We start from the raw sequence: 22,229 nt of genomic DNA, 5'->3' as shown, positions 1-22,229 counted from the left end.
CAGTCTAGGCCAAGTATCGGGTAGTAAACCAGAGGGGCGTCCCACCCGAGACGGCGATTGTCCGTCAGATGGCTTCGGCTTGCGATGCGGTCTGTTCGCTGAGTTTGTCGGCCAGGCGCACGAAGGCCGCCAGATCCAGCTGCTCGGGGCGCAGGCTGCCATCGACGCCTGCGGCCTCGATTTCGGCGCTGCTGAGCAGCAACTTCAGCGTATTGCGCAGGGTTTTTCGACGCTGGTTGAAGGCTTCGCGTACCACGCGCTCCAGCAGGCGATGATCCTTGGCCGGGTGCGGTAGCACCGCATGGGGGACGAGGCGGACAATGGCCGAGTCGACTTTTGGGGGAGGGTTGAAGGCCCCGGGGCCGACGTTGAACAGGTGTTCGACCCGGCAATGGTACTGGACCATGATCGAGAGACGGCCCCAATCACCGCCGCCGGGACCGGCGGCGAGGCGTTCGACCACTTCCTTCTGCAGCATGAAGTGCATGTCACGGATCAGCCCGGCGTTGCTCAGCAGGTGGAAGATCAGTGGCGTGGAGATGTTGTACGGCAGGTTACCCACGACCCGCAGGCTGTTCGGCGCGGCCTTCAGGCTGTTGAAGTCGAACTTCAGCGCATCGCCCTGGTGCAGGTTGAAGTTGCTCTTGCCGGCGAATTGCTGATTGAGGATCGGAACCAGGTCCTTGTCCAGCTCCACCACGTCCAGTTGCGCGCCGCTACCAAGCAGACCCTCGGTCAGGGCGCCTTGGCCCGGTCCGATTTCCAGCATGCGGTCGTCGGGCTTGGCGTTGATGGAGCGCAGGATGCGATCGATCACGCCGGCGTCATGCAGGAAATTCTGGCCGAAACGCTTGCGCGCGCGGTGTTGGTATTGCTCGGTCATAAATGGGTCTCGGCCATCTGGTAGGCGGTTTCCAGCGCGACCTGCAGGCTGCCGGTATCGATTTTTCCGCTGCCGGCCAGGTCCAGGGCGGTGCCATGGTCCACCGACGTGCGGATGATCGGCAGGCCCAGGGTCACGTTGACTGCCGCGCCGAAGCCTTTGTACTTCAGCACGGGCAGGCCCTGGTCGTGGTACATCGCCAGCACCGCGTCGCAGTGCTCCAGATATTTGGGGGTAAACAGAGTGTCGGCAGGCAGCGGGCCATGCAGGTTCATGCCTTCGCTGCGCAAGCGCTCCAATGTAGGTTCAATGATGTCGATTTCTTCGCGGCCCAGGTGTCCACCTTCACCGGCATGGGGGTTGAGCCCGCAGACCAGGATGCGTGGCTGGGCGATGCCGAACTTTTCCCGCAGGTCGGCGTGCAGTATCCGCGTGACACGTTCCAGGCGTTCCGGGGTGATGGCGTCGGCAATGTCCCGCAAGGGCAGGTGAGTGGTCACCAGGGCCACGCGCAGGCCACGGGTAGCGAGCATCATCACGACCTGTTCGGTGTGGGTCAGGTCCGCGAGGAATTCGGTGTGCCCGGAAAAGGCGATACCGGAGTCGTTGATCACGCCCTTGTGTACCGGTGCGGTGATCATGCCGGCGAAAGCGCCATCCAGGCAGCCCTGGCCGGCACGGGTCAGGGTTTCCAGGACGAAGCCGGCATTGGCCTTGTCCAACTGCCCGGTGATGACCGGGGCGCCCAGGGGCGTATCCCAGACATACAGGCTGTTGGCCGGCGCTGGGGCATCCGGCCAGGCGTCCGGTGTCACTGCAAGCAGGTTGACGGCCACGCCCAACTGCGCAGCCCGCTCAAGGAGCAGGTTGCGGCTGGTGATGGCAATCAGGGGATATGGCTGGGGTTGCGCGGCGAGCAGCAGGCACAGGTCGGGACCTATGCCGGCAGGCTCGCCGGGCGTCAGCGCGAAACGCTTGGGTTTCACTGCGCTGCCTGGTCTGCACCAGGGAGTTTGATTTCAACGTAGGCTTCGTCGCGGATCTGACGCAGCCAGGTTTGCAGCTCTTCGTCGTACTTGCGATTACGCAGTACCGTCATAGCCTGTTGTTCGCGAGCCTGGGTGGTGCTGTCGGTGGCGCGACGACCAAGGACTTCCAGGACATGCCAGCCATAAGGGCTCTTGAACGGCTTGGACAGTTGGCCTTGTGGCGTTTCGGCCATGACCTTGCGGAACTCGGGTACCAGCGCGTTTGGATCGACCCAGTTAAGGTCGCCACCGTTGAGGGCCGATCCCGGGTCTTCCGAGAAGCTCTTCGCCAGTTCGCCGAAGTCCTCGCCCGCTTCGATGCGGTCGTAGAGTTTTTCCGCCAGGCGCTTGGTTTCGGCTTCGCTGCGAATCTCACTGGGTTTGATCAGGATATGGCGAACATGGACTTCGTCACGCACCTGCGCGCCGCCACCACGTTTCTCCAGCACCTTCAGGATAATGAAGCCGCCGGGAGTGCGGGCAGGCTGAGTAATGTCGCCTACTGCCATGGCGCTCAGTTCGCGGTCGAACGGAGGCGGCAGTTGAGCAGGTTTGCGCCAGCCCATGTCGCCGCCTTCCAGGGCGTTTTCGCTGCCTGAGCGGGCGACGGCCATCTGGCCGAAGTCGGCGCCTTGCTTGAGCTGCTGGTAGACATCCATTGCCTGGCGATAAGCGCTCTGAATCGCTTCGGAGTTGGCGCTTTCCGGGGTCGGAATCAGGATGTTCGCCAGGTGCAGCTCTTCGGAAAGCTGCATCTTGCCCAGGTCGGAAGCGAGGAAGTTCTTCACTTCCTGCTCGGAAACCTGGATGCGTTCAGCTACCCGGCGCTGGCGCACGCGGCTGATGATCATCTCGCGGCGGATCTGGTCGCGGGCGTCGTCGTAGGACAGGCCATCATGCGCCAACGCGGCGCGGAACTGGTCGATGGTCATGTTGTTGCGTTGGGCGATGGTACCGACGGCCTGGTTCAGCTCTTCGTCGGTGATGCGGATACCGGAGCGTTCGCCGATCTGCAATTGCAGGTTCTCGACGATCAGGCGCTCAAGCACTTGCTGATCCAGCACGCCCGGCGGTGGCAGGCCGCCGCCGCGTTTGGCGATGGTTTGCTGCACTTCATGGACGCGCTGGTCCAGCTGGCTCTGCATGACCACGTCGTTATCGACAATGGCCACCACTTTATCGATGGACTGTACCGCGGCGTTGGCCGCGGTACCCAGGAACAGCGCGCCCAGCATCAGCGGGCGCAGACAATCAGAAAGCTTGGTCTTCACGTTCACGATAACCTTGGATGCCTTTGTCGAGGAAGCTCTCTACCTTGGCGCCGGTGAGGCCGCCGAGTCCCTTCAGGACAATTTGGAGGAAGACGCCGTGGTCGCCTTTTTCGTTTTGTGGAGCTTCCTGACTGAGTTCGTCATAGGAAACCCAGTAACGATTGATCAGGCGCAGTTTCCAGCAGCAGTTGTCGTATTCGAAACCACCGAAGGCTTCCAGGGTACGATTGCGGTTGTAGTCATACTGCCAGCGGCTGATCGCGTTCCACTGCGGAACGATCGGCCAGATGACCGAAAAATCGTGCTGCTTGATCTTGTAGTAGTCCTTCACGTAGCCAGGTGTACCCGGGGTGCCGTAGTCGCCGCCACCCACTTGCCACCGACCGGTGGTCTGGTCGTAGCGGACCAGGTCATTGCGATAGCGATAACCGGCGTTGATGACCTTGTTCGGGTTGTCTTCCGGCTGGTAGTGGAACATCGCGCTACCCGAGCGAGGGCTATGGGTGTCCGGGTCCCAGTTGTAGTCGGCCGTGGTGCGCCAGTCGCGGTTCCAGCGGTATTCGTATTCCAGGGCATAAGGTGAAACGCTGGAATGAGCGTCTTCGCGGGTCTTGGCGTCGATGCCTGGCAGTTGGACTTCGCGATCCTTGAAGTAGAAGGCCTGGCCAACGCTGATGCGCTGGCGTTCGAAACCATTTTCTTCGATCCAGCGGTTGGTGACACCCAGGGACAACTTGTTCTCATCGCCGACACGGTCGGAGCCGGTGAAGCGGTTATCCCGGAACAGCGACGAATAGCTGAAGGTGCTTTCGCTGGTATCGAAGACCGGTATGTCGCTCTGGTCTTTCTCCGGCACATAGAGGTAGTACAGGCGCGGCTCCAGGGTCTGGCGATAGTTTTTGCCGAACCACTGGGTATCGCGATCGAAGTACAGGCCGCTGTCGATGCTGGCAATTGGAACGCCGCGGTTCTGGTTACGGCTGTACGTACCATTCAGACGGTCGCCTTCGGCATTCTGATTGGCAATATCCGCTTTGCCGCGATTATCCAGATCCAGATCGTACTGGGTGTATTGATACTTGAGCGATGGTTTGATGAACCCGTAGCTTGCGTTCATTGGCAGGCTGATGACTGGGGCCAGGTTCATCCGGTCGCCAGTAGCGCGTGCCAAGCCTGTGACATTGCGGTCCAGGAATGGAGAGGATATGCCGTCTTGATCGGTGTAGTTGCCGCTTCTCAAATCACGATCAAACCGCACAAACTCGGTGTTATACGCAATATCCAGGCCGCCAGGATGCTGTGGCAACGCACCGTTGAAGGTGATCTGTGGCAGTCGATCGTAAGGCGTGATATTCGAAATCGTCGCCATCTGATAGGCCTGGACGTTCAGGCGTGCCACATACGAGTCACCACGATAGCTGACCGCGCCCTGCTGGTTCACGTAGTCCTTGGACTCGACACCGATCTGGTCGGTCTGCAGGTCCTGGAAGTAGTAGGGATCGCTGATCTTGGTGTAGTCAACTTCTGTGAGCACTCGCGAATCGAGGCCGCCCTTGTGCTGCCAGTTGTACATGTAGCGGGTCTTGCTGTAATCGGTCTGCTTGGCGCGATCGTCGTCTTCATCATTGAGGTACGCAGCGCCGAACTGACCTTCGCTGGACTTGGTCAGGTAACGGAATTCGCCTTCCATCAACAGGCCACGCTTGGCCATGTAGCGGGGGTACAACGTGGCGTCGTAGTTCGGCGCCAGGTTGAAGTAATACGGGGTGACCAAGGTGAAACCAGTGTCGCTGCCACTGCCGATGGTGGGCGGCAGGAAGCCGGACTGGCGACGGTCATCGATCGGGAAGTAGATATAAGGCGTGTAGAGGACCGGGATGTCCTTGACCCGCAGCGTCACGTTGGTCGCGGTACCGAAGCCGGTGGCCGGGTTCAGGGTGATGTTGTTGCCCTTGAGCGTCCAGGCGTTGCTGTTCGGTTCGCACGTGGTGTACGTGCCGTCCTTGAGGCGGATGATCGCGTTCTCGGCACGCTTGGCATACAAGGCGTTACCACGGATACGTGACTTGTGCATCACGTATTCGGCGTTGTCGACCTTGGCTTCGCCGGTGTCCAGCTGGACATCGGCGTGGTCGCCGACAATCAGCGCGCCGTTGTCGCGGACTCGCACATTGCCGCTCAGCTCGCCACGGTTCTCGGCCTGGTACAGGCTGGCTTCGTCCGCCTCGACCTGCATGCTGCCCTGGCGCATGACCACGTCACCGGCCAGGGTCGCCACCTGCTGCTCCTGCTCATAGCGTGAAGCCTTGGCACCGAGGAAGGTCGGCGCGTCGCTTTTGGCCGTCTTGTCATTCATGCCTGGACGCGTCGGCTCGATGTAGGCACCGGAGCAATAAGGACCGGTTTCGGCCAATTGCGCAGGGGTGAGGTTCTCCCGTGGAACCCAGTCCAGGTGGCTGTAGTCTGCACTGCGCGACTTCAGGCCGCGGCCCTTGGCTTCGGTGACCAGCACCGGCTTGTCGCCGGCTGCTTCAACCGAACTGCTGCCGGCCGCAGCGTCGCCGCTGTCGGCAACGGCACTGCCTTCATGCACCGGACGTGGCGGCAATGCGGCGGCCGGGCTCTTGGGGGAACAGTCCCAGGCACCCGAAGCGGAGACGGAGCAGTCATACTGCTGCGCCGCGACAACGAATGAAGAGGCCAGGGGTTGCAGGGCCAGCAGACTGCCGGTGACCAGCAACGGAAATTTTTTACGAAACGCGGGGGATTTCAATGCCATCTTATTAGTCCGGGCTTCCTGCGTGCCATCTGCCCGCGGTGTGGGCCGCACGCCTCTCGATGGTCTGAAAAAGATGCTGGATAATAAAGCATGACCCGCTTGACGGCTAGGGCCGTCGGAGACCCTTGCAATGCCCGACCAAGATGTACGCTTGCAACACCTGAAAGTTTGGCTCGATGAGCAACTTCCGATCCTTTTTGCCGCACAAGGCTGGGGTGCCGTACCCCCGGCCACATTGACCGCGGCCAGCAGCGACGCGAGTTTCCGGCGATATTTCCGCTGGGAAGGCGAGGGCCACAGCCTGATCGTGATGGATGCGCCGCCGCCCCAGGAAAACTGCAAACCCTTCGTGGATATTGCGTTTTTGCTGGCGAAATCCGGAATAAACGTGCCGAAAATTTATGCGGAAGATCTCGAACGCGGCTTTCTTTTGCTCAATGACCTGGGCAACCAGACCTATCTGGACGTGATCGACGCGGAAAATGCCGATGATTTGTTCCGTGATGCCTTGCAGGCACTGCTGGCTTTCCAGCAATTGCCGATGGTCGCGCCGTTGCCCAGCTATGATGTTGCATTGCTGCGCCGGGAGCTGGAACTGTTCCCCGAGTGGTACGTCAAGCGCGAACTGGGCATCGAGTTCGATTCGACACAGCAACAACTCTGGCAAGAGGCCAGCGATCTGCTGATCGACAGCGCCCTGGCCCAACCCAAAGTGCTGGTGCATCGCGACTACATGCCGCGCAACCTGATGCTCAGCGAACCGAACCCCGGCGTGCTGGATTTCCAGGATGCGGTCTACGGCCCGGTGACCTACGACGTGACCTGCCTGTTCAAGGACGCCTTCCTCAGTTGGCCCGAGGCGCGTGTGCGTGGTTGGCTGGAGGATTACTGGCGGCAGGCTGGCGCGCTGGGCATCCCGGTCCAGCCGGATCTCGAAGACTTCCTGCGGGCCAGCGACCTGATGGGCGTACAGCGTCATCTCAAGGTCATCGGGATCTTCGCACGCATCTGCCATCGCGATGGCAAGCCGCGTTACCTGGGCGATGTGCCGCGCTTCTTTGCCTATATAGAGGCAGTCCTCGCGCGTCGTCCTGAACTGGCGCAACTGCACGCATTGTTGTCCAGTCTGCCTCGTCCGGCCGGAGCGACGGCATGAAGGCGATGATCCTGGCGGCGGGCAAGGGCGAGCGCATGCGTCCCTTGACCCTGACGACCCCCAAGCCGTTGATTCGCGTCGGCGGCATTCCATTGATCGAATACCATCTGCAGGCGCTGGTCTCGGCCGGTTTCAGCGAAATCGTGATCAATCACGCCTGGCTCGGTCAGCAGATCGAGGATCATCTGGGGGATGGTTCGCGATTTGGCGTGCGGATTCGTTACTCACCCGAAGGTGAGCCGCTGGAAACCGGCGGTGGGATTTTCCGGGCGTTGCCGCTGCTGGGCGATGAGGCGTTCGTGGTGGTCAATGGCGATATCTGGACCGATTACGATTTCAGTGCCTTGCGTGGGCGGTTTGAAGGGTTGGCACACCTGGTGTTGGTGGATAATCCCGAACATCACCCAGGGGGTGATTTCATCCTGGCCGACGGAAAGGTTCACGAAGGGGAACCGGCTGCCGACAAACTGACTTATAGCGGCATTGCCGTCCTGCACCCACGGCTGTTCGAGGGCTGCTCGGATGGCGCGTTCAAGCTCGCACCGCTGCTGCGCCGAGCTATGTCGGAAGGGCAAGTCAGTGGCGAGCGCCTGGAAGGGCACTGGGTCGACGTGGGAACCCATGAACGTTTGATGCAAGTCGAAACCTTGATAGAAGCGAGCCGTTGATATGTGGTGGCCAGGGACTCTGATCGGAGCCGGAGCGGGCTTTGCCATAGCCAGCATTCCGGGGGCCATGCTCGGTGCGTTGTTGGGGCAGGCGCTGGACCGGCGCCTGAACCTGCACGGCTGGGCACAGGTACGTGAGCGCCTGGGCGGTCGCCCGGCGTTGCGCAACGACGAACTGCTGTTTGTCTTGCTGGGCCGGTTGGCGAAAATCGATGGTCGGGTGGTCGACGGCCACATTCAGCAGGCCCGCCAGGAAATGCGTGCGCTGGACCTGAGTGAGCCGGCACAACGCCGGGCCATTGCGGCATTCAACCGAGGCAAGTCCGGAAACGATCGTTTGCGCGGTTATCTGCGCCGTCTCGCCACTCAACCCCATGCCGCCGAAGGTGTGTTGCGGGCCTGTTGGCGGATGGTCTGGGCGGACGGTCGCGCTGGCGTCAGTGAGCGCGAGTTGCTTATCCAGTGGGGCAAGTGGCTGGGCTGGACGCCCCAGCAGGTCCAGGCGCTGGCGATTGATTACGAACCACAGAAAGCGTCGCTGCCCAACAGCGGCGTGACCTATCAGGAAGCGTTGCGCTTGCTGGGGGTCTCAGCCACCACCGAGCCGTCGCAGATCAAGCGGGCCTATCGTCGGCTGCTCAGCCGTCACCATCCGGACAAGATTGCCGGCAGCGGCGCAACACCCTTGCAGGTGCGCGAAGCCACGGACAAGACCCGGGAGCTGCATAACGCTTATCGGTTGATTCGGGAGCGGCGGGATTTTCGCTAGTTCATTGAATAGATCGTGGCCCAGGGGCGGCTTCGCCGCCCGCGGGGATGAACAGACCGGTGCCTGGCGAAAGAACCGAGTAGGTGTCATTCACCGGGATTCTGCGGGTTCAACCACCCTCGAACCCGCCGAAACAATTGCTCCTGCTGCGCCGCCGCATTGGGCAAGGCCTTGAGAGAAACCTGGCTGAAATTCGACCCCTTCAGGCGTTTGCTCGCCTGCAAGCGTTCCAGCGCTGCGTTGCGATCCAATGGTTTATCCATATAGAAGACATCGGCAGTCGCCAGCTTCAACGTCGGCGTCAGTTCGGCCAGGCCGGGTTTGGCGGTGACCGGGGTTTGCGCGGCGACCATCACGAAACGTTCTATTTGCGAAGGTTGCTTTTCGCTGACGTAGCGCGCCGCCCAGTAGGCGCCAGTGCCGTGGCCCAGCAGCACGATGCGACGCGAGCTTTGTTGCTCGGCATAAGCCAGTGCCGCATCGATGCGGGCGAAAATGCGTTCGACATCGGCCTTGGCATGTTCCTCATCGGCTTCGGCGACGACCGGGTCGACGGCATCTGCCTCGCCACCGGCCACCTGTTCGATCGGGGCCGCAGTCGTCGCGTCCGGGGCAGCGGCGGCTGTGTCGGCTGGTTTGGTTTGCGGCGGAGGTTCCACTGCGCGGGGTGCGATGACATCGCTTTGCGGGTCCGGCAGGGTGATACTCAGGGTGTTCCATTCGACATCGGGCAGTTTTTTCCGCAACGGCCCGATGACTTGGGGCCAGTCGGCGGTTTCACCCGCACCAGGGATTATGATGACCGCGCCCTTGGGGTCGCTGGTGTTGGCCGGTTTCCAGAGTGCCAGGAAGGTGTCGCTACCGGTCTGCAGCTGTTGCTGTTCCTGGGGTGGGACTTTTCGTTCCAGCGCGACCGCTTCTTCCTGGCTACGCTCCAGCAGGGGCTGGCGTTCGAGCGGTTTTGCCTCGGTGGGTTGATCCGTCACGGCGGGCGCCGGTTCGTCAGCCTGCACAGAAAACGCAGTCGGCAGGATCAGCGACAGGCACAATGCTGGCAATGCCAGGCGGTGGACAAAGGGCATCGGATATTCCAGGGCCAGAAGTATTCCCGGCAGCCTAATGGGTTGGTCAGTATTTGTCAGTGCATGAGACTTCAATGATGCGTTTTTGCTGCCTGTGGGTTATCGGCTGTTTATGGTTTCCCTTGATGACGTGGGGTGCCCCCGCGCCTTCTGCCCATGGGGTGCAATTGAGTGCCGGGCAGCGCCAGTGGCTGGCACAACATCCCCAGTTGCGGGTTGGCCTGGTCCTGCAGGCGCCGTATGCGCAGTACGATCGGCGCTTGCAGCGCCTGTCCGGCACCAACGTCGAGTTGATGCAGTGGCTGGGCAAGGTATTGAATGTCGAGCTGACCTGGCGCAATTTCCAGGACGTGGCGCAACTGGAGGCCGCGCTGCGCGACGGTGAGGTGGATATCGCCCCGGGCCTGACCCAGACCCCGGGTGGACTCAGGCTCTGGCTGTTTTCCGATCCGTACATGCGCGTGCCGCAGTTGATTGTCGGTGAGCAGAAAAGCGCCGAGGGCGTGGAGCTGGAAAAGCTCGGCGCCCAGGTCCGGGTCGCGGTGCGCATGCCCAGCGCCACGGCGGATTACCTGCATGGCACCTATCCGATGCTGAACCTGCAAGGCGTACCGATGGAGCGTGAGGCCCTGCAGCTGTTGCTCAGCCAGCAGGCCCGGTACGCCGTGGTCGATGAAGCGCAGTTGGGCAGGCTCATGATCGAGCCGGAGTTCGCCGAGCTGGTGGTGGTCGGCGACATCGGCCTGCCGCAACTGCTGCGGGTCGCTACGCGTCGGGATTGGCCGGAGCTGGCCGAGATCGTCGACAAGGGGCTGCAGGCGATTCCGGCCAAGGAGCTGGAGCAACTGCACAGCCGCTGGCTCAAGCCCAAGTATCCGCGCCTGACCGAGACCCCGGGGTTCTGGCAGAACCTGACGTTGTTGATGCTGGCCTTGCTATTGAGCGCCATCGCCATCGTATTCTGGCAGCGTCGCCAGCAACGTGGGCTGGAGCGTCGTCTGCGCTCCGCGCGCGAGGACATCGCCCAACGTGCGGCCAGCGAAGAAGCGTTGCGTCTCACCCAGTTTTCCATCGATCAAAGTACAGTCGGCATTCTCTGGGTCAACTGGGACAGTCATGTGCGCTATGCCAACCGCGCCGCTGAAACCATGCTTGGCTATGGACCCGGTGCGATCATCGAGCGACCTTTGATCGACTTCGAACCGGGCCTGCACATGGATCGCTGGTTGAACCTGTGGAAGCGCGCCCGGGCCAGCGAGGATGGCCCACAGAGCTTCGAGACCGAGTGCGTGCGGGCCGATGGCAGTATCCTGCCGGCCGATGTTTCCTTGAGCTTCCTGCGTTTCCGTGATGCCGAATACCTGGTGGTCTACCTCAACGACGTGACGGAGCGCCGTCGTGCGCTGGCGGCGTTGCGCGAAAGCGAAGCACGCCTGCAAGGCATCGCCGCCAACGTGCCGGGCCTGGTCTTTCGCCTGGAACGGGCACCGGTGACCGGTCAGATCGATTTTGCCTACATCAGTGAAGGCAGCGAAAGCCTGGTGGGCTATTCCCCCGCGACGCTGGCGCGCAGCGATACTGGCTTGCGAAGCGTGGTGCATCCTGAGGACAAGGCCGATTATCACCGCACCCAGGACCAGGCGCTCGACAGCGACAGTGACTGGTCGTGGCAGGGGCGCATCCTGACCCGCGAAGGCCGGGAGCGCTGGGCCGAGATCAAGGCGATCACCCGTCGTCTCGAGGATGGCGCCTACGTCTGGGACGGCATTGTCTGGGACATCACCGAAAGCAAGCGTATCGAGCTGGAACTGGCCAGCTCCCGGGAGCAATTGCGTGAATTGTCAGCGCATCTGGAGAGTGTGCGGGAAGAGGAAAAGGCCCGTATCGCCCGGGAAGTCCATGACGAGCTGGGACAGATGTTGACGGTGTTGAAGCTGGAAACCTCCATGTGCGAATTGGCCTATGCGCAACTGGACCCCGGTCTGCAGGAGCGACTCAACAGCATGAAGCGTCTGATCGCTCAGCTGTTCCAGTTGGTGCGGGATGTGGCGACGGCGTTGCGACCGCCTATCCTCGATGCAGGCATCGCCTCGGCCATCGAATGGCAGGCCCGACGCTTCGAGGCGCGTACGCAGATCCCGTGTCTGGTGCAGGTGCCCGACAATCTGCCACCCCTGAGCGATGCCAAGGCGATCGGCCTGTTCCGTATTCTCCAGGAAGCGCTGACCAATGTGATGCGGCATGCCCAGGCGCACACCGTGGAGCTGACGCTGGTTCGCGAAGGCGATGAATTGTGTCTGATCGTGAGTGATGACGGTGTAGGATTTATTGCCGATACAGGTCGGCCGACATCTTTTGGGTTGGTAGGGATGCGTGAGCGGGTGTTGATTATGGGCGGGCGGTTGACCCTGGAGAGTGAACCGGGGGAGGGGACTACCTTGGCGGTGCGGGTGCCGTTGCATGAGGGCTGATGGGTGGGTTGCCTGGGCGGGCCAATTGCGAGCAGGCTCGCTCCCACAGGGCTATGTGGACATTAATGTGGGAGCGAGCCTGCTCGCGATTGGATTCTGAATCTGGAGAAGAACGTGATCCGTGTACTGGTAGCCGAAGACCACACCATTGTCCGTGAAGGCATCAAGCAATTGATCGGCCTGGCAAAGGATCTGGTGGTGGCGGGAGAGGCGAGCAACGGCGAGCAGTTGCTCGAGACCCTGCGGCACGTGCCCTGCGAAGTGGTGCTGCTGGATATTTCCATGCCGGGGGTCAATGGCCTGGAGGCGATCCCGCGAATCCGTGCGCTGAACAATCCACCGGCGATCCTGGTGTTGTCGATGCATGACGAGGCGCAGATGGCGGCCCGGGCGCTGAAGGTCGGCGCGGCTGGCTACGCAACCAAGGACAGCGACCCGGCATTGCTGCTCATGGCGATTCGCAAAGTCGCGGCCGGCGGTCGTTACATCGACCCGGACCTGGCCGACCGCATGGTGTTCGAAGTCGGCCTGACGGACGCGCGCCCGCTACATTCGTTGTTGTCCGAGCGTGAGTTCTCGGTCTTCGAGCGCCTTGCCCAAGGCGCCAACGTCAACGACATCGCCCAGCAACTGGCCCTGAGCAGTAAAACCATCAGCACCCACAAGGCGCGCTTGATGCAGAAGCTCAACATCACTTCGCTGGCGGAACTGGTGAAGTACGCGATGGAGCATAAGCTGCTCTGAGTTCACCGCAGATCCCTTGTGGGAGCGAGCTTGCTCGCGATAGCGGTGGGTCAGCATTGCAACCATGTTGAATGTGCCGCCGTCATCGCGAGCAGGCTCGCTCCCACAGGGAACTCGGGTTGGCATATCAATTTGCGACATGCCTCAGAGCCCGCAATTTCAGCGTTATCCCCAAATCCCCCAGCGCCCTTATCCAATCCCGCCGCCCTTGTAGGGCAATCCCTACCCCGACTCTTCCATCCGGCTGAGGCGATTCTCTCCTGCGCCCCGATTTGCGTGGGCACGAGGCTCCACTAGGCTTGATTCACAAGCAGTCATCAATACAAAAGGTGCGGGTATGAGCCAGGTTGATTCAAGCGCGGGGGCCAGCGATGTGCTGGTCAGCTTTCGTGGTGTGCAAAAGAGCTACGACGGCGAGAACCTGATCGTCAAAGACCTCAACCTGGACATTCGCAAAGGCGAATTCCTGACCTTGCTCGGGCCGTCCGGCTCCGGCAAGACCACCAGCCTGATGATGCTCGCGGGTTTTGAAACCCCGACCGCCGGCGAGATCCAGTTGGCTGGCCGTGCCATCAACCATGTGCCGCCGCACAAGCGCGACATCGGCATGGTGTTCCAGAACTATGCTCTGTTCCCCCACATGACGGTCGCCGAGAACCTGGCGTTCCCACTGACCGTGCGCGGCCTGAACAAGAGCGATGTCAGCGACCGCGTCAAGCGGGTACTGAGCATGGTCCAGCTGGACACTTTCGCCCAGCGCTACCCGGCGCAATTGTCCGGCGGCCAGCAACAGCGTGTCGCCTTGGCCCGGGCATTGGTATTCGAGCCGCAGCTGGTGCTGATGGACGAACCCCTTGGTGCACTGGACAAGCAGCTGCGTGAACACATGCAGATGGAAATCAAACACCTGCACCAGCGTCTCGGCGTGACCGTGGTCTATGTGACCCACGACCAGGGCGAAGCCTTGACCATGTCCGATCGTGTGGCGGTGTTCCACCAGGGCGAGATCCAGCAGATCGCCCCGCCGCGCACGCTCTACGAAGAGCCCAAAAACACCTTCGTCGCCAACTTCATCGGCGAAAACAACCGTCTCAGCGGTCGCCTGCACAGCCAAGCCGGTGATCGCTGCCTGGTGGAGCTGGGCCGTGGCGAGAAGGTCGAGGCGCTGGCGGTGAACGTCGGCAAGCCCGGCGAGCCGGTGACCCTGTCGATTCGTCCGGAGCGGGTGAGCCTCAACGGCGCAAGCGAACAATGTGTCAACCGCTTCTCAGGGAGGGTGGCGGAATTCATCTATCTGGGCGACCACGTCCGGGTTCGCCTGGAGGTCTGCGGCAAGAACGACTTCTTCGTGAAACAGCCGATTGCCGAGCTCGACCCCGAGCTGGCCGTCGGCGACGTGGTTCCGCTTGGCTGGCAGGTTGAGCACGTGCGCGCGCTCGACCCACTTCTAGAGGCGAATTGATCGCCCCCCTGCTGTAATCAACACACCAACCCTGCACGTGGAGAGAACAATAAATGTTGAGATCCCTGAAGTTCACCGCCCTGACCCTGGGCATGATGGGTGCGGCAAGCGCGATGGCGGCGGGCCCGGACCTGACCGTGGTGTCTTTCGGCGGGGCGAACAAGGCGGCTCAGGTCAAAGCCTTTTACGCACCGTGGGAAGCGGCCGGCAACGGCAAGATCGTGGCAGGCGAATACAACGGCGAAATGGCCAAGGTCAAGGCCATGGTCGACACCAAGAGCGTCTCGTGGGACCTGGTTGAAGTCGAGTCCCCTGAGTTGTCCCGTGGCTGTGACGAAGACATGTTCGAACAGCTCGACCCAGCGCTGTTCGGCAAGACCGAAGACTACGTCAAGGGTGCCATCCAGCCTTGCGGCGTAGGTTTCTTCGTATGGTCGACCGTCCTGGCCTACAACGCCGACAAACTGAAAACCGCGCCAACCAGCTGGGCGGATTTCTGGGACACCAAGCAGTTCCCGGGTAAACGTGGCCTGCGCAAGGGCGCCAAGTACACCTTGGAATTCGCCTTGATGGCCGACGGTGTCGCGCCAAAAGACGTCTACAAAGTACTGGCCGGCAAGGATGGTCAGGATCGCGCGTTCAAGAAGCTCGACGAACTCAAGCCGAACATTCAGTGGTGGGAAGCCGGCGCACAGCCGCCGCAGTACCTGGCTTCCGGTGATGTGGTCATGAGCTCGGCCTACAACGGCCGGATCGCCGCGGTACAGAAAGAAAGCAATCTGAAAGTGGTGTGGAACGGCGGCATCTACGACTTCGACGCCTGGGCCATCCCACGTGGCCTGGACAAGACCCGTGCCGAAGCGGCGAAGAAATTCATCGCCTACTCGGTGGCGCCACAGCAACAGAAGACCTACTCGGAAAACATCGCCTACGGCCCGGCCAACACCCAGGCAGTACCGTTGCTGGCCAAGGATGTCTTGAAAGACATGCCGACCACCCCGGAAAACATCGCCAACCAGGTGCAGATCGATGTCAGCTTCTGGGCTGACAACGGTGAGCAACTGGAGCAGCGCTTCAACTCCTGGGCTGCGAAGTAACCCAACCCTGAAGGCTGGATGAGGTCCTTGTGGGAGCGAGCCTGCTCGCGATAGCGGTCTGTCAGGCACATCAATATTGAATGTGTCGCAGCCATCGCGAGCGGGCTCGCTCCCACAGGACATCGGTCTCGACAGGTTGGGTGTTTCAACAGAACAGGGGCGGCACACCGTCCCTGTAACGATAAAAAAAGATTTGCGGAGTTCGCCATGGCCATCGCCGTTCCACTGAACGCGGGCACCAGCCCCACCTTGAAGCAGCGGCTCAAGCGCGCCGAGCGGGTCAACCGCTGGAAGGCCCAGGCCTTGATCGCGCCGCTGGTGCTGTTTCTGTTGCTGGTGTTCCTGGTGCCGATCGTGGCGCTGCTGTTCAAAAGCGTCAGCAACCCGGAAGTGGTCGGCACCATGCCGCGTACCGTGGCTGCGATTGCAGCGTGGGATGGGCGCGGATTACCTGGGGAGCCGGTGTACAAGGCCGCCAGTGAAGACCTGGCCGAAGCTCGCAAGAATCAGACCCTGGGCGACTTGTCCAAGCGCCTGAACATGGAATCGGCCGGCTATCGCAGCCTGCTGACCAAGACCGCTCGCGCGCTGCCGTTTGCCAGCGAGCCGCCTTCTTATAAAGAAGCACTGGAAAACCTCGATGAGCGTTGGGGCGATCCTGCGTATTGGCAGGTCATCCGCCGCAACACCAGCAATGTCACCCCCTATTACCTGCTGGCGTCCGTCGATCATCGCATCGACGACCTCGGCGAACTGGCCCCGGCCACGCCTGACCAGGCGATTTACCTCGATATTTTTGCCCGCACGTTCTGGATGGGCCTGATCATCACTGCGATCTGCCTGGTGCTGGCTTATCCACTGGCCTACCTGTTGGCGAACCTGCCGTCGCGTCAGAGCAACCTGCTAATGATCCTGGTGTTGCTACCGTTCTGGACCTCGATCCTGGTGCGGGTGGCGGCATGGATCGTACTGTTGCAGTCCGGTGGATTGATCAACAGTGCCCTGCTGGCCATGGGGGTCATCGACAAGCCCCTGGAGTTGGTGTTCAACCGTACCGGTGTCTACATCTCGATGGTCCACATCCTGCTGCCGTTCATGATCCTGCCGATCTACAGCGTGATGAAGGGCATCTCGCCCACCTACATGCGGGCGGCGATTTCCCTGGGCTGTCATCCCTTTGCCAGTTTCTGGCGGGTGTACTTCCCGCAAACCTATGCCGGTGTCGGCGCCGGTTGCCTGTTGGTGTTCATCCTCGCCATCGGCTACTACATCACCCCGGCACTGTTGGGCAGCCCGAACGACCAGATGGTCAGCTACTTCGTCGCGTTCTACACCAACACCAGCATCAACTGGGGCATGGCCACGGCGCTCGGTGGGCTGCTTTTGCTGGCGACCATCGTGCTTTATCTGATTTACAGCTGGCTGGTGGGCGCCAGTCGCCTGCGCCTGAGCTAAGGGGAGATCGAAATGCTGAGTCCTTACATGTCTCCCGTCGAACGGGTGTGGTTCTACTGCTTGCGCACGCTCTGCGGGCTGATCCTGTTGTTCCTGATCCTGCCGGTGCTGGTGATCGTCCCGCTTTCGTTCAACTCCGGCAGTTTCCTGGTGTATCCGCTGCAAGGCTTTTCGCTGCACTGGTACCAGGATTTCTTCGCCTCGGCCGAGTGGATGCGGGCGCTGAAGAACAGCATCATCGTGGCCCCTGCCGCTACGTTGTTGGCGATGGTCTTCGGTACGCTGGCGGCCATTGGCCTGACCCGTGGCGATTTCCCGGGCAAGGCGCTGGTCATGGCCCTGGTGATTTCACCCATGGTGGTCCCGGTGGTGATCATCGGCGTGGCCAGCTACCTGTTCTTCGCGCCGCTGGGAATGGGCAACAGTTTCATCTCACTGATCGTGGTCCACGCGGTGCTGGGCGTACCGTTCGTCATCATCACCGTCTCGGCGACCTTGCAGGGGTTCAACCATAACCTGGTGCGAGCCGCCGCCAGCCTGGGCGCTTCGCCATTGACGGCGTTTCGTCGGGTGACCCTGCCGTTGATCGCTCCGGGTGTGATCTCCGGGGCGTTGTTCGCCTTCGCGACCTCGTTCGATGAAGTGGTGGTGACCCTGTTCCTCGCCGGCCCCGAGCAGGCGACCCTGCCACGGCAGATGTTCAGCGGCATCCGCGAAAACCTCAGCCCTACCATTGCGGCGGCGGCGACATTGTTGATCGCCTTCTCGGTGATCCTGTTGCTGACCCTGGAATGGTTGCGTGGGCGTAGCGAGAAACTGCGTACCACCCAAGCCTGAGTACTCTGTGGGAGCGAGCCTGCTCGCGATGGCGTCGGATCAGCTGTATCAGTGCTGGCTGACACGCCGCTATCGCGAGCAGGCTCGCTCCCACATTGGGTTTGTGATGCATTCAGGCGCTGAATGGCAGAACAACGCGCAATACCGAGCTATCCTTGTGCCAGCCCATATTCGAACAAGAGGCCGTGCACATGAGTCTTTCCTCATTCAAGATCGCCCACAAACTGATCACCGGTGCTGCTGCCATCGAACAACTGGCGGCCGAGCTGACCCGTCTGGATGTGGATAACCCGCTGATCGTCACCGATGCCGCGCTGGTCCGGTCCGGCACCGTGGATCTGGCCCTGCAACACCTGGGCGGACGGGACTACGAGATTTTCGACCGAGTCATGCCGGACCCGGAAATCGCCATCGTCGAAGATTGCATGCAGGCCTACCGCGACGGTGGCCATGACGGCCTGATCGGCCTGGGTGGCGGCAGTGCCATCGACATCGCCAAGTGCGTGGGCGTCTACGCCGGTTATCACGGCGAGCTGCAGGACATGTTCGGAGTCGACCAGGTCCCCCGCAAGGGCCCGCCGATGATTGCCATTCCCACCACGGCGGGGACCGGCTCGGAGGTCACTAACGTGGCGATCCTGTCCGACAAGGCTGCGCAGCTGAAAAAGGGCATTGTCAGCGACTATCTGCTGCCGGACGTGGCGCTGGTCAGCCCGCAGATGACCCTGACCTGTCCTCCCGGCGTCACTGCCGCCAGTGGTGTCGATGCCCTGGCTCATGCCGTCGAGTCCTACCTGTCGCTCAATGCGTCGCCGATCACCGATGCCCTGGCCATCGGTGCGATCAAACTGATCAGCCGCGCATTGCCGAAAGCATATGCCAACCCCGGCCACCTGCAGGCCCGCGAGGATATGGCAACCGCCAGCCTGATGGCCGGCATGGCGTTCGGCAATGCCGGGGTCGGGGCGGTGCATGCGCTGGCTTATCCACTGGGCGGGCGCTTCCACGTGTCCCATGGCGTTGCCAATGCCTTGCTGCTGCCTTATGTCATGCAATGGAACAAACTGGCCTGTGTGGAGCGCATGCGGGACATTGCCGAAGCGATGGGCATCAAGACCGGCCACCTGAGTGACCTTGAAGCCGCCGATGAGGCGGTGGAGGCCATGGCCGCGCTGTGTAGCGCCGTAGAGATCCCCAAGGGCCTGAGCGGCCTGGGTGTCACCGAGGGCGTGATTCCGGCCATGGCCGTGGAGGCGGCGGGGATCGAGCGGTTGATGCGTAACAATCCACGCAAGCTGAGCGTCGCTGATATCGAGAAGATCTACCGCGCAGCGTATTGATCGTCGGCCACGGTGGGCGCGCCAAACCTTGAGGTATACAATGCGCGCCATCGCGATTTCGCTCAAAACAGGTGCGTCATGCAGCCCTTCGCCATTGCTCCGTCGATTCTCTCCGCCGACTTCGCCCGCCTGGGCGAAGAAGTGGACAACGTCCTGGCCGCCGGGGCCGACATCGTGCATTTCGATGTCATGGACAACCACTACGTCCCCAACCTGACCATCGGCCCGATGGTTTGCTCGGCACTGCGCAAGTACGGCATCACCGCGCCGATCGACGCGCACCTGATGGTCAGCCCGGTGGACCGTATCGTCGGCGACTTCATCGAAGCCGGTGCCACCTACATCACGTTCCACCCCGAAGCCACGCTGCACGTCGATCGCTCCCTGCAGTTGATCCGTGAGGGCGGTTGCAAGGCTGGCCTGGTGTTCAACCCGGCGACACCGCTGGACGTACTCAAGTACGTGATGGACAAGGTCGACATGATCCTGCTGATGAGCGTCAACCCTGGTTTCGGCGGCCAGAAGTTCATCCCGGCGACCCTCGACAAACTGCGCGAGGCCCGCGCGCTGATCGATGCTTCGGGACGTGATATTCGCCTGGAAATCGACGGCGGCGTGAACGTGGGCAACATCCGTGAGATCGCCGCGGCCGGCGCCGACACCTTTGTGGCAGGCTCGGCGATCTTCAACGCGCCGGACTACAAGGAAGTCATCGAAAAAATGCGCGCCGAACTGGCCCTGGCCCGCCCATGAGCGGTTTCGAGCAGCTGTTCCCCGGCTGCCTGCCGCGTCTGGTGATGTTCGACCTCGATGGCACCCTGGTCGATTCGGTCCCGGACCTCGCGGCAGCGGTGGACGACATGCTGCTCAAGCTCGGGCGCCCGCCGGCCGGCCTCGAGGCGGTGCGCCACTGGGTCGGCAACGGTGCGCCCATGCTGGTGCGCCGGGCCCTGGCCAACCATATCGATGCCCAGGGGGTCGATGATGCCGAGGCTGAGCGAGCGTTGGAGTTGTTCAATGAAGCCTATGAAGGCAATCACCCGCTGACGGTGGTCTACCCCGGCGTGCGCTCGACTCTCAAGTGGCTGCACAAGCAAGGCGTGGAGATGGCGCTGATCACCAACAAGCCGGAACGCTTTGTCGCACCATTGCTGGACCAGATGAAAATCGGCCGCTACTTCCGCTGGATCATCGGCGGCGATACCTTGCCGCAGAAGAAGCCCGACCCGGCGGCGCTGTTCTTCGTCATGAAAATGGCCAACATCCCGGCCTCCCAATCGTTATTCGTCGGCGACTCGCGCAGCGATGTGCTGGCGGCGAAAGCGGCGGGGGTCAAGTGCGTGGCGTTGAGTTATGGCTACAACCACGGCCGGCCGATCGCAGAAGAGTTTCCCTCGCTGGTGATCGACGACCTGCGCCTGTTAATTCCCGGTTGCCTGGACCCGGCCGCTGAGATAACGTTGCCCGACGCTGTTCAATCCTCTTCTGGAAACGCCATCGTGGTGGTCACTCGCAAACTCTGGATGAAAGTCATGAAGGCCCTGGCCCGCTGGCGTTGGCGCGCCTGACTTGATCCTGGCCGGTTATCCGGCGCGTTTGCATACCTGACTGTCAGCTCCTCTTGCCACGAGGCACCCCATGATCCGCGAAGAATTCCTGCGCCTGGCCACTGCCGGCTACAACCGTATCCCGCTCGCCTGCGAAACCCTGGCCGACTTCGACACCCCTCTGTCGATCTACCTCAAGCTGGCCGACCAGCCCAACTCCTACTTGCTCGAGTCGGTGCAGGGTGGTGAGAAATGGGGCCGTTATTCCATCATCGGCCTGCCATGCCGCACGGTGCTGCGGGTCCATGACCATCGCATCAGCGTGACCCACGACGGCGTCGAGATCGAAAGCCACGAAGTCGAAGACCCACTGGCCTTCGTCGAAACCTTCAAGGCCCGCTACAACGTGCCGACCATCCCCGGCCTGCCGCGTTTCAACGGTGGCCTGGTGGGGTATTTCGGCTACGACTGCGTGCGCTATGTGGAAAAACGCCTGGGCACCTGCCCGAACCCGGACCCCTTGGGCGTGCCGGACATCCTGCTGATGGTTTCCGATGCGGTGGTAGTCTTCGACAACCTCGCCGGCAAGATGCACGCGATTGTCCTGGCGGATCCTTCCCAGGACGATGCCTACGAACAAGGTCAGAAAAGCCTGCAGGCGCTGTTGGAAAAACTCCGTCAGCCGATTACCCCGCGGCCGGGGCTGGATTTCAGCAAGCAGGCGGCCGCTGATCCGGTGTTCCGTTCCAGCTTTACCCAGGCCGATTACGAAAGGGCCGTCGATACCATCAAGGAGTACATCCTGGCGGGCGACTGCATGCAGGTGGTGCCGTCGCAACGGATGTCCATCGACTTCAAGGCCGCGCCCATCGATTTGTACCGGGCATTGCGCTGCTTCAACCCGACGCCTTACATGTATTTCTTCAATTTTGGTGATTTCCACGTCGTGGGCAGTTCGCCGGAAGTGCTGGTGCGGGTCGAGGACAACCTGATCACCGTGCGACCGATTGCCGGTACCCGCCCTCGTGGCGCCACGGAGGAGGCGGATCGGGCGCTGGAAGAGGACCTGTTGTCGGATGCCAAGGAAATCGCCGAGCACCTGATGCTGATCGACCTGGGCCGCAACGACACCGGGCGGGTTTCGGAGGTCGGCTCGGTGAAGCTCACCGAGAAGATGGTCATCGAACGTTACTCCAACGTGATGCACATCGTGTCGAACGTCACCGGCCAGTTGAAGGCCGGGCTGACGGCGATGGACGCCTTGCGGGCGATCCTGCCGGCGGGGACCTTGTCCGGCGCGCCGAAAATCCGCGCGATGGAAATCATCGACGAACTGGAACCGGTCAAGCGTGGTGTATACGGTGGTGCCGTGGGTTATTTCGCCTGGAACGGCAACATGGACACCGCCATTGCCATCCGCACTGCGGTGATCAAGAACGGCGAACTCCATGTGCAGGCCGGTGGCGGCATCGTTGCCGATTCGGTACCGGTGCTGGAATGGGAGGAAACCCTGAACAAGCGCCGGGCGATGTTCCGTGCCGTAGCACTGGCCGAGCAAACCTCGAACGACTGAGTTCACCTGCATCTGTGAGCCACAATCACTGTGGGAGCGAGCCTGCTCGCGATTGACGGCGGCACAT

General features: G+C 61.6%; 18 protein-coding genes. 13 read left to right on the top strand and 5 right to left on the bottom strand.

What is annotated here, in order from left to right:
* Positions 1 to 64: 64 nt before the first annotated feature.
* From rsmA to CGA22_RS04285, 4 genes are read right to left on the bottom strand one after another with little or no spacing between them, the layout of a single operon-like run.
* The gene (gene rsmA / locus CGA22_RS04300; protein WP_041023946.1) at positions 65 to 883 is read right to left on the bottom strand and encodes a 16S rRNA (adenine(1518)-N(6)/adenine(1519)-N(6))-dimethyltransferase RsmA; all 819 of its coding nucleotides are present in this window, start codon (positions 881 to 883) and stop codon (positions 65 to 67) included.
* Complete coding sequence (pdxA, locus tag CGA22_RS04295) at positions 880 to 1,869, bottom strand: 4-hydroxythreonine-4-phosphate dehydrogenase PdxA (RefSeq protein ID WP_041023947.1); 990 nt, start codon at positions 1,867 to 1,869, stop codon at positions 880 to 882. The genes rsmA and pdxA overlap by 4 nt, the downstream gene beginning before the upstream one ends.
* Positions 1,866 to 3,188: a peptidylprolyl isomerase SurA gene (gene surA, locus CGA22_RS04290; RefSeq protein ID WP_177329278.1), complete on the bottom strand. Its 1,323-nt coding sequence runs from the start codon at positions 3,186 to 3,188 to the stop codon at positions 1,866 to 1,868. Before surA ends, pdxA begins: the two co-directional genes overlap by 4 nt.
* Positions 3,163 to 5,961 carry an LPS-assembly protein LptD gene (locus tag CGA22_RS04285; protein WP_041023948.1) on the bottom strand — a complete coding sequence of 933 codons (2,799 nt, stop codon included), beginning with the start codon at positions 5,959 to 5,961 and terminating at the stop codon, positions 3,163 to 3,165. Before CGA22_RS04285 ends, surA begins: the two co-directional genes overlap by 26 nt.
* 130 nt (positions 5,962 to 6,091) lie before the next feature.
* Here CGA22_RS04285 and CGA22_RS04280 point away from each other — a divergent pair, with 130 nt between their 5' ends.
* The 3 genes from CGA22_RS04280 to CGA22_RS04270 are packed head-to-tail and all read left to right on the top strand — an operon-like array spanning position 6,092 to position 8,554.
* Positions 6,092 to 7,117, top strand: a complete 1,026-nt coding sequence (locus CGA22_RS04280) for an aminoglycoside phosphotransferase family protein (protein WP_041023949.1) — start codon at positions 6,092 to 6,094, stop codon at positions 7,115 to 7,117.
* Complete coding sequence (gene murU / locus CGA22_RS04275; RefSeq protein ID WP_041023950.1) at positions 7,114 to 7,785, top strand: N-acetylmuramate alpha-1-phosphate uridylyltransferase MurU; 672 nt, start codon at positions 7,114 to 7,116, stop codon at positions 7,783 to 7,785. The genes CGA22_RS04280 and murU overlap by 4 nt, the downstream gene beginning before the upstream one ends.
* Position 7,786: 1 nt before the next feature.
* Positions 7,787 to 8,554, top strand: a complete 768-nt coding sequence (locus CGA22_RS04270; RefSeq protein ID WP_041023951.1) for a TerB family tellurite resistance protein — start codon at positions 7,787 to 7,789, stop codon at positions 8,552 to 8,554.
* Between the two features lie 86 nt (positions 8,555 to 8,640).
* On the opposite strand, the gene CGA22_RS04265 is transcribed toward CGA22_RS04270, so the two are convergent.
* Positions 8,641 to 9,636, bottom strand: a complete 996-nt coding sequence (locus tag CGA22_RS04265) for an alpha/beta hydrolase family protein (RefSeq protein WP_041023952.1) — start codon at positions 9,634 to 9,636, stop codon at positions 8,641 to 8,643.
* A 74-nt stretch (positions 9,637 to 9,710) separates the two neighbouring features.
* On the opposite strand from CGA22_RS04265, the gene CGA22_RS04260 reads away from it, so the two are divergent.
* The 10 genes from CGA22_RS04260 to trpE all read left to right on the top strand — a co-directional run bounded on the left by CGA22_RS04260 (position 9,711) and on the right by trpE (position 22,162).
* Positions 9,711 to 12,107, top strand: a complete 2,397-nt coding sequence (locus CGA22_RS04260; protein WP_041023953.1) for a PAS domain S-box protein — start codon at positions 9,711 to 9,713, stop codon at positions 12,105 to 12,107.
* Positions 12,108 to 12,221: 114 nt separating this feature from the next.
* Positions 12,222 to 12,851 (top strand): response regulator transcription factor, encoded by a 630-nt coding sequence (locus tag CGA22_RS04255; RefSeq protein WP_041023954.1) that lies wholly within the window; start codon positions 12,222 to 12,224, stop codon positions 12,849 to 12,851.
* A 337-nt stretch (positions 12,852 to 13,188) separates the two neighbouring features.
* Positions 13,189 to 14,313 (top strand): ABC transporter ATP-binding protein, encoded by a 1,125-nt coding sequence (locus CGA22_RS04250; protein WP_041023955.1) that lies wholly within the window; start codon positions 13,189 to 13,191, stop codon positions 14,311 to 14,313.
* Between the two features lie 53 nt (positions 14,314 to 14,366).
* On the top strand, positions 14,367 to 15,410 hold the full coding sequence (locus CGA22_RS04245) for an ABC transporter substrate-binding protein (RefSeq protein WP_041023956.1): 1,044 nt from the start codon (positions 14,367 to 14,369) through the stop codon (positions 15,408 to 15,410).
* A 207-nt stretch (positions 15,411 to 15,617) separates the two neighbouring features.
* Positions 15,618 to 16,865, top strand: coding sequence for an ABC transporter permease (locus tag CGA22_RS04240; protein ID WP_041023957.1), 1,248 nt, complete (start codon positions 15,618 to 15,620; stop codon positions 16,863 to 16,865).
* A gap of 12 nt (positions 16,866 to 16,877) precedes the next feature.
* The gene (locus tag CGA22_RS04235; RefSeq protein WP_041023958.1) at positions 16,878 to 17,702 is read left to right on the top strand and encodes an ABC transporter permease; all 825 of its coding nucleotides are present in this window, start codon (positions 16,878 to 16,880) and stop codon (positions 17,700 to 17,702) included.
* Positions 17,703 to 17,893: 191 nt separating this feature from the next.
* Positions 17,894 to 19,042 (top strand): iron-containing alcohol dehydrogenase, encoded by a 1,149-nt coding sequence (locus tag CGA22_RS04230; RefSeq protein WP_041023606.1) that lies wholly within the window; start codon positions 17,894 to 17,896, stop codon positions 19,040 to 19,042.
* A gap of 78 nt (positions 19,043 to 19,120) precedes the next feature.
* Positions 19,121 to 19,795 (top strand): ribulose-phosphate 3-epimerase, encoded by a 675-nt coding sequence (gene rpe, locus CGA22_RS04225; protein WP_041023607.1) that lies wholly within the window; start codon positions 19,121 to 19,123, stop codon positions 19,793 to 19,795.
* The gene (locus tag CGA22_RS04220; RefSeq protein WP_041023608.1) at positions 19,792 to 20,610 is read left to right on the top strand and encodes a phosphoglycolate phosphatase; all 819 of its coding nucleotides are present in this window, start codon (positions 19,792 to 19,794) and stop codon (positions 20,608 to 20,610) included. The genes rpe and CGA22_RS04220 overlap by 4 nt, the downstream gene beginning before the upstream one ends.
* Positions 20,611 to 20,680: 70 nt before the next feature.
* Positions 20,681 to 22,162, top strand: a complete 1,482-nt coding sequence (gene trpE, locus CGA22_RS04215; protein ID WP_041023609.1) for an anthranilate synthase component I — start codon at positions 20,681 to 20,683, stop codon at positions 22,160 to 22,162.
* The last annotated feature ends 67 nt before the right edge of the window (positions 22,163 to 22,229 follow it).

The organism is Pseudomonas sp. PSB18 (assembly GCF_014596565.1).
GTDB lineage: Bacteria > Pseudomonadota > Gammaproteobacteria > Pseudomonadales > Pseudomonadaceae > Aquipseudomonas.
Note: the sequence above shows the minus strand (reverse complement) of the source record. Positions and strands in the feature narration are given on the sequence as shown.

Coding starts and splice junctions, on each gene's coding strand:
- rsmA (WP_041023946.1), bottom strand. CDS start 883: ATGACCGAGCAATACCAACACCGCGCGCGCAAGCGTTTCGGCCAGAAT.
- CGA22_RS04285 (WP_041023948.1), bottom strand. CDS start 5,961: ATGGCATTGAAATCCCCCGCGTTTCGTAAAAAATTTCCGTTGCTGGTC.
- CGA22_RS04280 (WP_041023949.1), top strand. CDS start 6,092: ATGCCCGACCAAGATGTACGCTTGCAACACCTGAAAGTTTGGCTCGAT.
- murU (WP_041023950.1), top strand. CDS start 7,114: ATGAAGGCGATGATCCTGGCGGCGGGCAAGGGCGAGCGCATGCGTCCC.
- CGA22_RS04270 (WP_041023951.1), top strand. CDS start 7,787: ATGTGGTGGCCAGGGACTCTGATCGGAGCCGGAGCGGGCTTTGCCATA.
- CGA22_RS04265 (WP_041023952.1), bottom strand. CDS start 9,636: ATGCCCTTTGTCCACCGCCTGGCATTGCCAGCATTGTGCCTGTCGCTG.
- CGA22_RS04260 (WP_041023953.1), top strand. CDS start 9,711: ATGATGCGTTTTTGCTGCCTGTGGGTTATCGGCTGTTTATGGTTTCCC.
- CGA22_RS04250 (WP_041023955.1), top strand. CDS start 13,189: ATGAGCCAGGTTGATTCAAGCGCGGGGGCCAGCGATGTGCTGGTCAGC.
- CGA22_RS04245 (WP_041023956.1), top strand. CDS start 14,367: ATGTTGAGATCCCTGAAGTTCACCGCCCTGACCCTGGGCATGATGGGT.
- CGA22_RS04240 (WP_041023957.1), top strand. CDS start 15,618: ATGGCCATCGCCGTTCCACTGAACGCGGGCACCAGCCCCACCTTGAAG.
- CGA22_RS04235 (WP_041023958.1), top strand. CDS start 16,878: ATGCTGAGTCCTTACATGTCTCCCGTCGAACGGGTGTGGTTCTACTGC.
- CGA22_RS04230 (WP_041023606.1), top strand. CDS start 17,894: ATGAGTCTTTCCTCATTCAAGATCGCCCACAAACTGATCACCGGTGCT.
- rpe (WP_041023607.1), top strand. CDS start 19,121: ATGCAGCCCTTCGCCATTGCTCCGTCGATTCTCTCCGCCGACTTCGCC.
- CGA22_RS04220 (WP_041023608.1), top strand. CDS start 19,792: ATGAGCGGTTTCGAGCAGCTGTTCCCCGGCTGCCTGCCGCGTCTGGTG.
- trpE (WP_041023609.1), top strand. CDS start 20,681: ATGATCCGCGAAGAATTCCTGCGCCTGGCCACTGCCGGCTACAACCGT.